The organism is Aureimonas sp. Leaf454 (assembly GCF_001424685.1).
Taxonomy (GTDB): domain Bacteria; phylum Pseudomonadota; class Alphaproteobacteria; order Rhizobiales; family Rhizobiaceae; genus Plantimonas.
In genome coordinates this window covers 299,390-313,183 of the sequence record NZ_LMQT01000020.1, presented here as the reverse complement: position 1 = coordinate 313,183, position 13,794 = coordinate 299,390, and the positions used below count along the sequence as shown (strand labels likewise).

Below are 13,794 nucleotides of genomic sequence, written 5' to 3'. Positions count from 1 at the left end.
TGTTTCAGGCCCGCTCTCGCCAGGCATGGCCGGTTCGTGCTACGTCCCGTCGGACGCTGCATTGCAGCAATTCCATCAGACCGCGCCCGCCTTTCGCTCGCAGCTTCGGCTTGCGGCGTTCGCCCGTTCCCTCGTCCGCCGGACCCGTCCATGCTCCAGATCAACAACCTCGTCTTCAACGGATGGGGCCGCAAGTTCTTCGACGACGCGAGCGCGCTTCTGCCGGTCGGCGCCAAGGTCGGCCTCGTCGGTCGCAACGGCATCGGAAAGTCGACCCTCTTCAAGCTGATCCTCGGCCATCTCACGCCGGACGGCGGCGAGATCGCGCTGCCCAAGGCGGCCCGCATCGGCTCGGTCGACCAGGAGCATCCCGCGACGCCGATGAGCCTGATCGACACGATCCTCGAAGCCGATCTCGAACGCCACAGCCTGATGGCGGAGCTGGAGACCGCCGAACCCGAGCGGATCGGCGAGATCTGGGGCCGGCTGATCGACATCGACGCGGAGGGCGCGCCCGCGCGCGCGGCGGAGATCCTCGGCGGCCTCGGCTTCTCCACGGAGGACCTGCAGCGTCCCATGGCGGAGTTCTCCGGCGGCTGGCGCATGCGCGTCGCGCTCGCCGCCGCGCTCTTCTCGGCCCCCGACATGCTCCTTCTCGACGAGCCGACGAACTACCTCGATCTCGAAGGCGCGCTCTGGCTGGAGCAACGGCTCAAGAAGTATCCGCACACCGCGCTCATCATCAGCCACGACCGCGAGCTCCTCAACAATTCCGTCGATCACATCCTGCTCGTCGCCGAGCGCAAGCTGGAGCTCTACACCGGCGGCTACGACGAGTTCGAGAAGCGCCGGGCCGAGGCGCAGCGCCTCCAGGCCTCGGCAAAGTCCAAGCAGGATGCCGAGCGCGCCCATCTCCAGGCCTTCGTCGACCGCTTCAAGGCCAAGGCCTCCAAGGCCGCGCAGGCGCAGTCGCGCATGAAGCGGCTCGCCAAGATGGAGCCGGTCCACATGACGATCGAGGCGCGCGTCGCGCCCTTCACGCTGCCCTCGCCCAAGCGTCCCCTGGCGCCGCCGCTGATGCAGCTCGAAGGCGTCGACGTCGGCTACGACGACGGCGTCGCGGTCCTGCGCGATCTCAACCTTCGCCTCGACGTCGACGACCGGATCGGACTTCTCGGCGTCAACGGCGCGGGCAAGTCGACCTTCGCCAAGCTCGCCGCCGGCGCGCTTCAGCCGCTCCGGGGCCAGATGCAGAGGGACCGGCGCGTCGAGACCGGCTGGTTCCACCAGCATCAGATCGAGGCGCTCGATCCGAACGAGACGCCGATGGAGATCATCCGGCGCACCATGCCGGAGAGTTCGGAGGCGCAGCGGCGCTCCAAGCTCGCGCAGTTCGGCTTCAACTTCGACAAGCAGGAGACGATCGTCGATTCGCTGTCGGGCGGCGAGCGGGCGCGCCTGCTGCTCAACCAGGTCGCGATGGCCGCGCCGCACATCCTCATCCTCGACGAGCCGACGAACCATCTCGACATCGATTCCCGCCGGGCGCTGCTCGACGCGCTGAACGAATACGAGGGTGCCGTCATCCTCATCACCCACGATCGTTCGCTGATGGAGCTCGTCGCGGACCGCCTGTGGCTCGCCGCCGACGGCCGGGTGAAGCCCTTCGACGGCGACATGGACGATTACGCCAAGTTCGTCCTCGACCGCGCCCGCAACGGGCAGCGCGCCCCGGCGCAGGATCGCGGCGACGGGGTCCGCGAAAACCGGCGCTCCAACAAGCGCCGCGCCCGGGGATGAGCCGGGCGGAACGCCTCGGACGGGTCGCGGCCGCGCCCGAGCGACGTGCGGGCGACCGGGCGCGGGGCATCGCGATGGTCCTCGTCGCCACGATCGCCTGGAGCTTCAGCGGCCTCTACACGCGGCTTCTGGGCACCGACGTCTATTCCGCGATCGCCCTGCGCTGCTTCTTCGGGGCGACCTTCCTGCTTCCGGCCTTTCTTCTCATCCACCGCCGGAACGGCTGGACGCGCATCACGGATATGGGCTGGCCGGGCGTCGTGGTCGTGCTTCTCCAGCTGGTCACGATGGCCGCGACGGTCGGCGGGCTCTATCTCACCAGCGTCGCCAACGTGACCGTGATCTACGCCTCCTCGCCCTTCCTCGCCGGCGGCTTCGCCTGGTGGCTCCTCGGGGAACGGGTGAACCGGCAGACGCTCGTGGCCAGCGCGATCGTTCTCGTCGGCGTCCTCATCGTCGTCTCCGGTTCGGCGGGGGAGGGACGCATCCTCGGCGATCTCATCGCGCTGTCCATGACGATCGCCTTCGCCGCGATCATCGTCGTGCCCCGCGTCTGGCCGCATATCGACATCCTCACGGTCTCGATGCTCGGAGGCTACGCGACCTTCCTCGTCTTCCTGCCGCTCGCCTCGCTCGGTTCGATCGCGCTCCGCGACTGGCTGCTCCTCGCGGCTTTCGGCTTCACCAATTTCGTCGTCGCCTATTTCATCTTCCTCAAGGGCTCGCGGCTGATCCCCGCGGCCGAGAGCGGCCTCATCATCACGCTGGAGATCATGCTCGCGCCGCTCTGGGTCTGGCTCGCCTTCGGCGAGGTGCCGGGCACCGCGTCCTTCATCGGCGGCGCGCTGATCTTTTCGACGATCACCGCCCATCTCCTGTCCGGCCTTCGCGCCCGCTGATCGGCACGAGGTTGGCGGCGAACTGCCGCGTGCAGTCCGTCCAGGAGAAGGTTTCGGCGAAGCGCCGACAGCCGGCCCTGTCGATCCCGAGCGCCTGCAGCGCCGCGCCTCGCAGGTCCTCCGAGAGGACGCCGTGCGGGGCATCGCCGAGGATGTCGGCCGGCCCCTGGACCGGATAGGCGGCGACCGGCGTGCCACAGGCGAGCGCCTCCAGGACGACGAGGCCGAAGGTCTCGAAACGCGACGGGAAGACGAAGACGTCGGCGGCCGACATGTGCCGCGCGAGGTCCTCGCCGTGGCGGTAGCCGAGGAAATGCACGGCGGGAAAGGCGGCCTGCAGGCCCTTGCGGGCCGGTCCGTCGCCGACCACGACCTTCGAGCCGGGCAGGTCCAGGGAGAAGAACCGCTCCAGGCTCTTCTCCGCCGAGACGCGGCCGACATAGAGGAAGATCGGACGGGGCAAGGCGAGGAAGTCCGCGTCGAAGCCGGGCTCCTCGCGATGCGGCCGGAAGGCCGTCGTGTCGACGGCGCGGCCCCAGCGGCGGATGTTGGCAAAGCCGCGTCGGCCGAGTTGGCGCTCCAGCGTCGGGGTCTGCACCATGAAGCCGTTCCCGCCGTTGTGGAACCAGCGCTGCAAGGCGTAGGCGGCATCGGTGCCGAAGCCGAGGCGCGCGGCGAAGTAGTCGCCGAAGCGCGTGTGGAACGAGGTGGTGAAGGGCAGGGCCCGCCGCCGGCACCAGGCTCTCGCGGCAAGGCCGATCGGCCCCTCCACGGGAATGTGGATCGCATCGGGCGCGAAGTCCCCGATGGCGCGTCCGAGCGCGCCGCCGAAGGGAAGGGCGAGCCGCACCTCTCGGTAGCCCGGCGCGGGGACCGTCCATCCGAAATCGCCGGGGCCGACGAGGCGCACGACATGGCCGTCCGCTTCGAGATGGCGCCGGGTGGTCTCGAAGACGCGGACGACGCCGTTGACCTGCGGCTCGGCCGCGTCGCTCGCGATGAGGATGCGCATGAAATTGATATGACCTGCTTCCGAGACCGGGATTGGCGTTCTACATGGCGTTCCGGCAAGCTCCAAGGTCGAGGGACCTCGTGGTTGTGCCGTCCTTGCGTTCGACCGGCCGCTGGAGCCTTTGTCCCATGAAGATCATCGTGCTCGGCGGCGACGGGTTCTGTGGCTGGCCGACCTCGCTCCATCTCGCGGCGCTGGGCCACGAGGTGACGATCGTCGACAATCTCGTTCGTCGGCAAACCGACGAGGAGCTCGGCGTCGCCAGCCTGACGCCCATCCGGTCCATCGACGAGCGGCTGGAGGCCTGGACCGGGACCGGCCATGCCCCGATCGCCTTCGCAAGGCTCGACGTCGCCCGCGACTACGAGGCGTTGGAGGCTTTGTTCCGGCGGATCCGGCCGGACACGATCGTCCACTTCGCGGAGCAGCGGGCCGCGCCCTATTCGATGAAGTCGCCGCGCCACAAGCGCTACACGGTCGACAACAACGTCAATGCGACCCATGCCGTGCTCTGCGCCATGGTCGAGGCCGCGCCCGACGCCCGTCTCGTCCATCTCGGCACGATGGGCGTCTACGGCTACGGCAAGACCAAGGGCATGCCGATCCCGGAAGGCTATATCGACGCGACGCTCCGTTCGGGCGGCAGCGAGGCGACGGTCGACATCCTCTATCCCGTCGATCCCGGCTCGATCTACCACATGACGAAGACGCTCGATCAGCTGCTCTTTCTCTTCTACGCCAAGAACGACGGACTCGGGATCACCGACCTCCATCAGGGCATCGTCTGGGGCACGGAGACGCCGGAGACGCGTCTCGACGAGCGGCTCGTCAACCGCTTCGACTACGACGGCGACTACGGGACGGTGCTGAACCGCTTCCTCTGCCAGGCGGCGATCGGCCATCCCCTCACCGTCCACGGAACGGGCGGGCAGACACGCGCCTTCATCCACATCCGCGACACCGTGCGCTGCGTCGCGGCCGCGGTGGAGACGCCGCCGGAGCGCGGGTCGCGCGTGAGGATCATCAACCAGATGACCGAGACCCACTGCGTCCGGGACCTCGCCCGTCTCGTCTCCGACATGACCGGCGTTCCCGTCGAGCTTCGCGAGAACCCGCGCAAGGAAGCGCCGGAAAACGACCTCGTCGTCGTCAACGACACGCTGCTCCACCTCGGTCTCGAACCGACCCGGCTCTCGGACGGGCTCCTGACGGAGGTGGTCGACGTCGCCCGCCGCCATGCCGACCGGATCGAGCGCGACCGCATCGTCTCGACGAGCTATTGGGTCAAGCCCGCCAGGACATGAAGACCAAGCGGATGACGACGGGTTTTCTCTCCCGTCGGATGAAACGGGACACGGTGCCGACCGGGAATTTCGCGATGCAACCTTGCATCGACCGGCATCGACCGTAGATCGGGGAGCAAACCGGCGTCCTCCGGTCCGCTCCCGAAAAGGTCGCTTCTTGTCCGTCCGTTCCGATCGTCCGCTTGCCACCGATCCCGTGCCGTCCGCGATCGGACCGCTTCTCCTGTCGCGCGGGGCGGACAGGGACGAGGCGCGGCTGACGGCGCTCCTGGCGCTCCCCGCCGGGTCGCTCGCGCCGGCGCTCGTTCCGGACGGCGGTGATCCCGTCCAGCCGCGCGAACTCGCCCGGCTCTTCGACCGGACGCTCCAGGCCTACGACTTCTCCCTGCCGGTCCGTCCCGGTACGGTCTCCTACGACCTCGCCGGCCGGCGTCACGCCGTGGCCACGGGCTTTGCCGGGGACATCCGCTGCGCCTTCGTCTCCTGCAACGGAAAGGAGAACGGCGACGGCGAGCGCGATCTCGACGAACGTGACCGCATGTGGCAGCGGCTCGGCGAGGAGAACGCGGCGCGCCCGTTCCACCTCCTCTTCCAGGGCGGCGACCAGCTCTATGCGGACGAGATCCTGCACAGCCATCCCGAACTGAGGCGCTGGGAGGACCTGCCGACGAGCCGGAAGGGCACGGTGGCCTTCACCGAGGCGATGCGGCAGGCGGCGCGGCTTTATCTCGCCGGCCGCTATCTCGCGTTGATGGCGCAGCCGGCGATCGCCGGCCTCGTCGCTTGCGTCCCCTCGCTGATGATGTGGGACGACCACGACATCATCGACGGCTGGGGCAGCCATCCCGCCAAGCTCCTGGACAGTCCGGTCGGGCGCGGCATCTTCCAGGTCTCTCGGGAGATGTTCCTTCTCTTCCAGCAAGGCTGCCGCCCCGACGAGGCGCCCTCTCTGGCGCTCGACCGGACGGGGCGCAGCTTCAGCCTCGGCGCCCATTATCCCGGCCTCTCCGTCATCGCGCCGGATCTTCGCAGCGAACGGCGGCCGGACCGCGTGATGGACGAGACGGGATGGGCCGCGCACGAGGCGGCGCTCGCCGCCGCACCGGACGGCAACCACCGGATGATCCTGTCGAGCGTGCCCGTGCTCGGCCCGCGTCTGTCGGTGGTGGAGGCCGCGCTCGATCTCGTGCCGCGCGCCCAGCAATACGAGGACGATCTGCGCGACCAGTGGCAGAGCCGCGCCCATCGCGCGGAATGGCAGCGCTTTCTCGCCGGGCTGGAGCGCGAGATGGTGGAACGGGCCTCGCCGGTCACCGTCGTGTCGGGGGAGATCCATCTCGCCACGCGGGCCGAGATGCGGCTGAAGGACGGGCAGGTGCTGCACCAGCTCGTCGCCTCCGGCATCGCCCATCCCCGGCCGTCCAAGGCCTATGCGATCGCGCTCGGCCTCCTGGCCAAGTTGGGCGACGCCCCTCTGCCGGGACGCCGGATCCGCCTCAAGGCGCTTCCCGGTCGGCGCGGCGTCTACACGGCCGAGCGCAACTATCTCGTGCTGGCGCGCGAGGGCGGCCGCTGGTCGGCCGCCTGGGAGCTCGAGGATGGCGGCCGGACGCCGGCAATGGCGATCTGAGGAGCGCGGGCGCGCCTCAGGCCCTGTTGTCGTCCGTCGCGAGCGCGTAGTCCCCCGGCAGGCTGTTTCGCAGGACGAGGCGCATGTTGGGGAGGTCGTTGCCCTCCATCTTCGTCACCATGGCCTCGCCTTCGAGACCGAAGCCCCGCCAGCGTTCGGTGAGGCGCGCTTCGAGGACCGCCTCGCTCGCCACCAGCGTCACCGTGACGTCGAAGAGCGGGCCGAGGTCCCGCCAGCCGGGTTCGTCGAGGAGGAGATAGTTGCCCTCGACGACGATGATCCGCGTTTTGCCCGCGATGATGCGGCCGCCGGCGCGCGCGATCTCGATCGAGCGATCGAAGACGGGAACGGCGACGTCGCGCGCCGGAACGGTTCGCAGGCGCTGGAGCGTCGCGGCGAAGCCGTCGAGATCGAAGGTGAAGGGCGCGCCCTTGCGGGGACGGTGGCCGCGCTCGTTCAGCACCACGTCGTCGAAATGGAAGCCGTCCATCGGGAAGACCGCGGCTCGTCCAGGCTCGCCCTCGTTCAGACGCTCGACGATGCGGTCGGCCGTGGTCGACTTGCCGACGCCGGGCGGGCCGGCCAGCGCCACGACGAGGCGCTCGCGCCCCTCGGCGGCTTGGCGGAGGGCAACGACGAGCCCTTCCAGCGTCACGGGAACCATGGCGCCGCTCATCCCGCGTCGGCCTGAAGGTTGGCGGCCTCGATGCCGGCGACGGCGGCCGTCTCGTCGTTGTCGGACGTGTCGCCGGTGATGCCGACCGCGCCGACGACCCGGCCGTTCTCCCGGATGAGGACGCCGCCGGGAACGGGAACGAGCGAGCCGCCGCACAGCGCGTTCATCGACTGCACGAAGAAGGGCTGGCTTTCCGCCCGCGTCATGATCGCGCGCGAGCCCATGCCGAGCTGCACCGCGCCATTGGCCTTGCCGATGGCGATGGCCGGCCGGAGCGGGCTGGCGCCGTCCTGGCGCTCGAGCGCGACGAGATCGCCCGCCGCGTCGAGCACGGCGATGGTCAAAGGCTTCAGCTTCAGCGCGGCCGCCTTCTCGAAAGCGGCGGCGACGATGGTTCGGGCATGGGCGAGCGTGAGTGTCACGGCGAAAGGTCCTCGAAGCGCAAGCGTTGGCGTGCCGCATGGAAGGGCACGGGAATGGCGCCTATCTACACCGCCTGCCGGGGATGGGGATATCCCGCGGCGTCGAATGAACGAGGTTCTCCCATGCTGCGCCCGATCGCTTTCGGCACCGCCCTGACCTTCGCCGCGATCTGTTCCCCGGCGGCGGCGCTGGAGCTTCGACCCTTCGCCTCGCCCCATTTCGCCGATCATCCGCTCGTCGGACGCATCTTTGCCTCGGACGGACGGGAGGTCGCGCCGGAGCGCCTGTTGGACGCCGTGAAGGGCGCGCGGTTCCTCGCGCTCGGCGAAACGCACACGAACCCGGATCATCACCGGCTCCAGGCGGCGCTTCTCGCCGAGCGCGCCGGCACGGGCGACCGGCCGACGGTGGTGTTCGAGATGATCCCGGAGGGCTTGCAGGGCGCGCTCGATGCGGCTGTCGCCAAGGGCGGCGACGCCGATGCGATCGGGGCGGCGGTCGCTTGGGACGAGCGGGGCTGGCCGGATTTTGCGATCTACCGGCCGATCGTCGAGGCGGCGCTCGCGGCGGATCTGCCGATGCGGGCGGGTGATCTCGATCGGGACACGATGCGGCGGGTTTCCCGGGAAGGTGCGGACGTGCTCGGGGCCGAGCGCAAGGCGCGCCTCGGGCTCGATCGGGCGATGCCGGAGGGCGCGCGCGCGGACCTCGCCAGGGAGTTGGAGGCCTCGCATTGCGGGATGCTGCCGGCCACCGCGATCCCGGCCATGATCTCCGTGCAGCGGGCGCGGGACGGGGCGCTGGCGGATGCGATGATCGGCTCCGGCGGTCCCGCCGTTCTGATCGCGGGAGCCGGTCACACGCGCCGCGACCGGGCGGTGCCGGCGATCCTCGAAGCGCTCCAGCCGGGGGCGGCGGTCGTGTCGGTCGCCTTCGCGGAGGTCTCGGAGGGGGAAGCGCAGCCGGCCGCCGAAGAGCTGGCTCTCTCCGACTTCACGCTCTACACGCCGCGCTTCGACATTTCCGACCCTTGCGAGGGTATGACGATGGGCAACGGCATGGGGGCCCCCGCCGCCCCGCCGGCGAAATAACTCAGCCGAACTTGCGGCTCGCGTCGATGGCGAGGCCGAGGCCGACCGAGCCGAAGGCGTCGGCATCGACCACCCGCGCGTTCGGGAACATCGCCTTCACCGTTCGGCGCACGATCGGCACCTGGGTCGAGCCGCCGGTGAGAAGAAGCGTGTCGATCGCCTCCGGCGCGACACCCGCGACCGTCAGCGCCTCGCCGACGCTGCCCGCGATGCCCGCGACCAGCTCGGCGACGACGCTCTCGAACTCGCCGCGCGTCACCGGCTCGTCGAGATCGAGGCCGATCTCCTTCAGGCGAATGTAGGCCAGCTCATCGTCGGTCAGCGCGATCTTGGCGGCTTCCGAGGCCCCGGCGAGGCGGTGGCCGGCGCGCGCGTCGAGAAGGGCGAGGAGGCGCGTCAGCTTCTCCGGCTCGGCCGCCTGCTTCTGGAGATCGCGCAGGCCGTTCGCGACCTTCGGATCGTAGAGGAGGTTGATCCGGTGCCAGGTGGCGAGGTCGTTCCAGTACCAGACGGGGAGGCGGCGCTTGCCGTCGCGGGTGGAGGTGCCGAGGCCGAGGGCGGGCATGGCTTTGGCGATCGAGAGCAGGCGGTCGAAATCCGTGCCGCCGATATGGACGCCGGTGGCCGACAGGATGTCCTCTTTCCGCTCCGGTCGCCTCGCGGCCTCTGGCGAGAGGCGGATGACGGAGAAGTCGGACGTGCCGCCGCCGATGTCGACGACGAGGGCGAGCTCCTCGCCGGCAACCGTGCGCTCGTAGTCGAGCGCGGCGGCGACGGGCTCGAACTGGAAGGCGATCTCGGAAAAGCCTTGCGCGCGGGCCGCGCCCTCGAGCTGGCCTTCGGCGGCTTTGTCCGCGGCCTCGTCGCCATCCACGAAATGAACGGGCCGGCCGAGCACGACGCGCGAGGCGGACGCGCCCGTCTCGGCCTCCATCCGCTCCTTCAGGAGCTTCAGGAACAGCCCGACGATCTCGGCGAAGGCCAGACGCTCGCGCCCGACCACGGTCTTCTCGCCCATCAGCGAGGAGCCGAGCACGCTCTTCAACGCGCGCATGAAGCGCCCCTCCGCGCCGTCGACATATTCGTGCACGGCGGCTCTGCCGGCATAGGTCCGCCCGTCCTCCCGGGAGAAGAAGAGCGCGGTCGGCATGGTGCGCTGGCCGTTCTCCAGGGCGATCAGCTCAGGGCGGCCGTCCCGGACGATGCCGAGCGTCGAATTCGTGGTCCCGAAATCGAGGCCACAGCTCTGGATCGTCATGTCACGCACCGGATGGATCGGGACGGGCGCCTTGCTGCCGCGCCCATGGAAAAGGGGAGGGCGGGACATAAAGGCCCCCGGCCGGAATGGCAACGCCGCATCGGCCGCACCGCACAAAAGAGCTTGACACGGCAAAGCGCCCGCACGCCGCCGCGCCGGGGTGATGGTGAAGCCGGCGGGTGTCTTGCCGGTCTGCTCGTGCCGTCCTCGAAGGGAGCGGCGGGACGCCGGAGGAAGACCCTCCGGTTTGGGGTATGCGATAAGGTTGGTCCGCCTCCGGCGTCCACGCGCGGGCTTCTGTCCGGATACCTCGCGACCAAGCGAGGTCTGTTCGACCGTCGTGGACGGGATGGTCAATCCCGCTTCGTGCGTCGTCGATCGGGCATATTGGTTCCAGCGACTTCGCCCCTGGGTCTACGCCGATCTCTCCCGCAACCCCGGTTTCCCGGAGCCGACGCGAACATCCGAACCAAGGGGTTCGACCTTTCCGAAGAAGGCTTCTTCCCGAGACCCGCCCCCAGCCCCCGAACGATCCCGGTGATCATTCGCGCCCGTCTCGCGGGCTGGTGGTGAGAGGGAGGATACGGGAGGGGCGGAGGGTGGGGATAAGTTTCTGCTTGATGAAAGTGCCATAAACAGGGAGTTATGGTGCAACTCATAGGAGCAGCATTCAGAGCGCAGGACGTTTGGATCTAAAAAGCGAGAAGGATTGCTTGTGGCAGAGACGGTCAACATCGCCGCGATGGCAGAAAAGCTATCGAATGAGTTATTTAAGGAATTTCTTTGGAAAAAGGTAGGCCCTACTAATCAAAATTGGGCGTGCGAGCGAACCGATGTGCACGATGTTGACTCCCATCCAACGGATGTCGTGTTCTACTACGATGAGCCGTACTCAATGATGAGAACCTTTCTTCAATGCGACTTAAAAAGTTATGCAAAAGGATCGATAACTCAAAGCACCATAAGGGCGGCGCTTGAAAGTCTTGCAAAGCAGGTGAGTTGTGCAGAAATTAGCGGGGCTTGGTAGGCCTTATATAGTAATACCCACATACAAAGTCGAATTCACGGGCTTCTATTTGTATACAACCATGACGGGCTGTATGATAGGGATTTTCAAGCGATTGTGGAGGCGGCCAAATCGGACGGGTTTGATATTCCGGCTGGATCTAGATTATTTGTCTTAGGGCCAGATGATATTAATTGGCTTGATAACGTACGTTTTGAAATCCGACAGTTGCGCGGTGATGAAAAAATCCCATTCGCTGCAAAATGCAAATTCCACTTTCCCCATCTTGTTCAGAAGCTCAATTTAAAACCGGATGCGTCGCTCGCGGCCAATATAGAGATGCTGCTGTCTCCTTGGATTGTGCTGCAGCATGATGAATTTGGGGATAATCATCAAAATGGTATAATTCTCTTCCATAGAAACAGACCGACTATCGATGGCTTGATGTACATAATTGACTACTTAAAGCATAATCAGTTCTTAACAAAATCTTATAGAGTTTCAATAAAATATCTTTCTGATCACGGAGATGCCGGCTCCGTTTTTGAAAAGGCCGCAAGCCAGTACATTGATAGATTCCTGTTGCCAGAGCATTCCGAACTGGCTGATATAATACGATCAGTGGATTGTAGCGCAATTCAGCAGGCAGGATCGATATTCTCATCAATACAACTGGGTATGGAAGATGAAAGAATCACTTCTTAAACTATTCGCTACCGATAAAGATCTGTACGATATCATGATATCCGCTCAACAGCGGTTAACAAGAAGTAACATGCTTGAGATTGGCAAAGGACGAAGGACTTTCTTTTTCACTCATGAAAACAGGGACGATATAATAGAGTATATGTCTTTGTTAATTTATGACTATGACGGGGTGCTTGACATTCTTGAGAGGCGTGAATCGTCAAGGCGCTCCGAGAAAAATACATCCATCACCATCCCGATAGAACTGACGGCATCTGAAATAAAAGAGTTTGTTTCGAGCTTTAATGACAAGAATAGGGGAGTGGAAAATATGACTCTCCATGGAGGAGCTAAAACATCTACCATAAATCCTGAATATACAGATTATGATTTCTCGAAGACGCGCCTCGCGCAGAAAACACCTCGAAATGCGTCGCTTGTCTTAGAGGTTGGGGAGGGGAAGACGGTAATTCGACTGCCGTCAACGGAAAAATCCCGCTCAGTTGTCACTGGTTTACATTCTCGTATTGAATCAATCAAAAAGAAGGAATTGCCTCTTGACGAGGTGTCTCTTTCTCTTCTTGCTACTGCCGATGAGCGAAGTACTTTCTTTACAAAGCTAATATCAGAAATGGACAAATTTGTTCTAGAAGGCGTAACAAGTTTGAAGGTGGCGGCGTGGCCATCGAGTCTTGGTGCGCTGAGCGATGATGGCGACGATGAGGAGCTTGGCGAGGCCGCGGCTGAAATGATGGCAGTCGTGAGAAGTGTAGCGATATCTGGTGAAAACCTAGTTGCTTCTCGTTAGTACCAACGACTGAAAAAGGATGGTTTTTATATTACATTGATACGATGGCGCGCTCGCGAATTATCGGATCCGTATGAGTTGGCGGAATTCGAAGCGACGTTTGAGGATGCATCTGCGGGGACGGGTTTCAAATATCTTGCGCGAACTGCAAAACAAACATCAAAGGGAACATACTCGAAGCAGCTAAAACTTCCTTCCGATATTCGTCAACGCTATCTATTTTCGCTGATTGAGTCTACGGCTCGGTCAGCTATAGCTGAAATTCTGAATAATGGTATCGAGGTTGACGATGAGCTGCTGAAATCCTCTTCCAAAATCTCACAAAACAAATCGGCCTAGAGTGATGCAGCGTTCTAGGTGGTTCAAGGCAGTATGGAGCGTGAAGGTCGAGTCGCTTGCTGCGAAAATGAGGGACGCACCCTTCACCCTCTCGTCCGATAGTGGTTTCTTGCTTGATAGAGTTAGAAATAGTTTCGTAGAGGGGCGATATATTGAACGCATTAACTATGAAGATCATGTCCTAGATCCCTTTGGAAATGAGACAGTTAATAGAAATGTGGAGTATCGTGTAGTCAAATTTCGGTTGTCTGACAAATATCCGGAACTCCAAATATCAGACCCGCCTAGAACGGCGCGTGGCTTTATTAATAGTGTCTTACAGTTAACCGATTTCAATTCCGAAGTGGAAAGTGTGAGGGTGGATCCTCAAAAGTGGCTCGAGAATTTGCAATCTCAGAAGAATCTCGTCGGACGAGTGACCTCCGCTAAGATAATCTACGAAAGACTATCAGCAGGCGCGATTGGGAAGCTCAATATCATAGCCAGCAAACAGGCTGTTGAGGTTGCGGATAAACTTGGTTTTAATGGGCCAAGATCAATCTCTAAAATTAAATTTGAACCAAACCTAGAGAAAGGACATCTGGTGTTATCCGAAAGTGGGGTTGCGTCTTTTAGTATCAAGGGAATGATCGGCTTGGTGGACGATATGCGTCTAAGCCTCCCACGTGATCCGCTCAAATAAAGAATGCGCTACTTCGAATCTGTCGAGGAGCAAAATCTGTCGAACGTCTTAAAGAGAAATAGAAAAAGCAGCTTTGTTTCCGGCCCAGTTGTTTTACGTTAAGCCGTCCTGGGGCCCGTTGCCTGCGGCAACGCCCCGGCATCGCTGCGCTCGCAAAGCCCCACTGGGGCTTCGCGTTT

Annotated in this window: 14 protein-coding genes; 10 read left to right on the top strand and 4 right to left on the bottom strand. The window is 64.0% G+C overall.

Annotated elements, in window-relative coordinates:
- The first annotated feature begins 150 nt into the window (after window positions 1-150).
- Together ASG43_RS14950 and ASG43_RS22885 are read left to right on the top strand one after the other, a co-directional pair.
- Window positions 151-1,800, top strand: a complete 1,650-nt coding sequence (locus ASG43_RS14950; RefSeq protein ID WP_056506523.1) for an ABC-F family ATP-binding cassette domain-containing protein — start codon at window positions 151-153, stop codon at window positions 1,798-1,800.
- On the top strand, window positions 1,797-2,699 hold the full coding sequence (locus ASG43_RS22885; RefSeq protein WP_156386725.1) for a DMT family transporter: 903 nt from the start codon (window positions 1,797-1,799) through the stop codon (window positions 2,697-2,699). Before ASG43_RS14950 ends, ASG43_RS22885 begins: the two co-directional genes overlap by 4 nt.
- Here the strand turns inward: ASG43_RS22885 and ASG43_RS14940 are convergent.
- Window positions 2,662-3,711: a glycosyltransferase family 1 protein gene (locus ASG43_RS14940; protein ID WP_056506520.1), complete on the bottom strand. Its 1,050-nt coding sequence runs from the start codon at window positions 3,709-3,711 to the stop codon at window positions 2,662-2,664. The genes ASG43_RS22885 and ASG43_RS14940 overlap by 38 nt on opposite strands.
- Before the next feature lie 128 nt (window positions 3,712-3,839).
- Between ASG43_RS14940 and ASG43_RS14935 the strand changes: the two genes are divergently transcribed.
- Window positions 3,840-5,015: an NAD-dependent epimerase/dehydratase family protein gene (locus tag ASG43_RS14935; protein WP_056506517.1), complete on the top strand. Its 1,176-nt coding sequence runs from the start codon at window positions 3,840-3,842 to the stop codon at window positions 5,013-5,015.
- A 157-nt stretch (window positions 5,016-5,172) separates the two neighbouring features.
- On the top strand, window positions 5,173-6,645 hold the full coding sequence (locus ASG43_RS14930; RefSeq protein ID WP_244488107.1) for an alkaline phosphatase family protein: 1,473 nt from the start codon (window positions 5,173-5,175) through the stop codon (window positions 6,643-6,645).
- A 16-nt stretch (window positions 6,646-6,661) separates the two neighbouring features.
- Here ASG43_RS14930 and ASG43_RS14925 read toward each other — a convergent pair whose 3' ends face one another.
- Together ASG43_RS14925 and ASG43_RS14920 are read right to left on the bottom strand one after the other, a co-directional pair.
- A complete protein-coding gene (locus ASG43_RS14925) occupies window positions 6,662-7,321 on the bottom strand; it encodes a nucleoside/nucleotide kinase family protein (protein WP_056506515.1) in 660 nt (219 codons plus the stop codon).
- Window positions 7,318-7,743 carry a heme-binding protein gene (locus tag ASG43_RS14920; RefSeq protein ID WP_056506512.1) on the bottom strand — a complete coding sequence of 142 codons (426 nt, stop codon included), beginning with the start codon at window positions 7,741-7,743 and terminating at the stop codon, window positions 7,318-7,320. The genes ASG43_RS14925 and ASG43_RS14920 overlap by 4 nt, the downstream gene beginning before the upstream one ends.
- Before the next feature lie 123 nt (window positions 7,744-7,866).
- Between ASG43_RS14920 and ASG43_RS14915 the strand changes: the two genes are divergently transcribed.
- Window positions 7,867-8,835, top strand: coding sequence for a ChaN family lipoprotein (locus tag ASG43_RS14915; protein ID WP_056506509.1), 969 nt, complete (start codon window positions 7,867-7,869; stop codon window positions 8,833-8,835).
- Between the two features lies 1 nt (window position 8,836).
- Here ASG43_RS14915 and ASG43_RS14910 read toward each other — a convergent pair whose 3' ends face one another.
- On the bottom strand, window positions 8,837-10,093 hold the full coding sequence (locus ASG43_RS14910; protein ID WP_056506505.1) for an Hsp70 family protein: 1,257 nt from the start codon (window positions 10,091-10,093) through the stop codon (window positions 8,837-8,839).
- A gap of 715 nt (window positions 10,094-10,808) precedes the next feature.
- On the opposite strand from ASG43_RS14910, the gene ASG43_RS22880 reads away from it, so the two are divergent.
- From ASG43_RS22880 to ASG43_RS22860, 5 genes are all read left to right on the top strand, one after another.
- Window positions 10,809-11,120 carry a hypothetical protein gene (locus ASG43_RS22880; protein ID WP_156386724.1) on the top strand — a complete coding sequence of 104 codons (312 nt, stop codon included), beginning with the start codon at window positions 10,809-10,811 and terminating at the stop codon, window positions 11,118-11,120.
- Between the two features lie 96 nt (window positions 11,121-11,216).
- Complete coding sequence (locus ASG43_RS22875; protein WP_156386723.1) at window positions 11,217-11,804, top strand: hypothetical protein; 588 nt, start codon at window positions 11,217-11,219, stop codon at window positions 11,802-11,804.
- A complete protein-coding gene (locus tag ASG43_RS22870; protein ID WP_156386722.1) occupies window positions 11,785-12,594 on the top strand; it encodes a hypothetical protein in 810 nt (269 codons plus the stop codon). The genes ASG43_RS22875 and ASG43_RS22870 overlap by 20 nt, the downstream gene beginning before the upstream one ends.
- A 78-nt stretch (window positions 12,595-12,672) precedes the next feature.
- Window positions 12,673-12,933, top strand: coding sequence for a hypothetical protein (locus tag ASG43_RS22865; RefSeq protein ID WP_156386721.1), 261 nt, complete (start codon window positions 12,673-12,675; stop codon window positions 12,931-12,933).
- 40 nt (window positions 12,934-12,973) lie between these two features.
- A complete protein-coding gene (locus ASG43_RS22860) occupies window positions 12,974-13,615 on the top strand; it encodes a hypothetical protein (RefSeq protein ID WP_156386720.1) in 642 nt (213 codons plus the stop codon).
- Window positions 13,616-13,794: the final 179 nt, after the last annotated feature.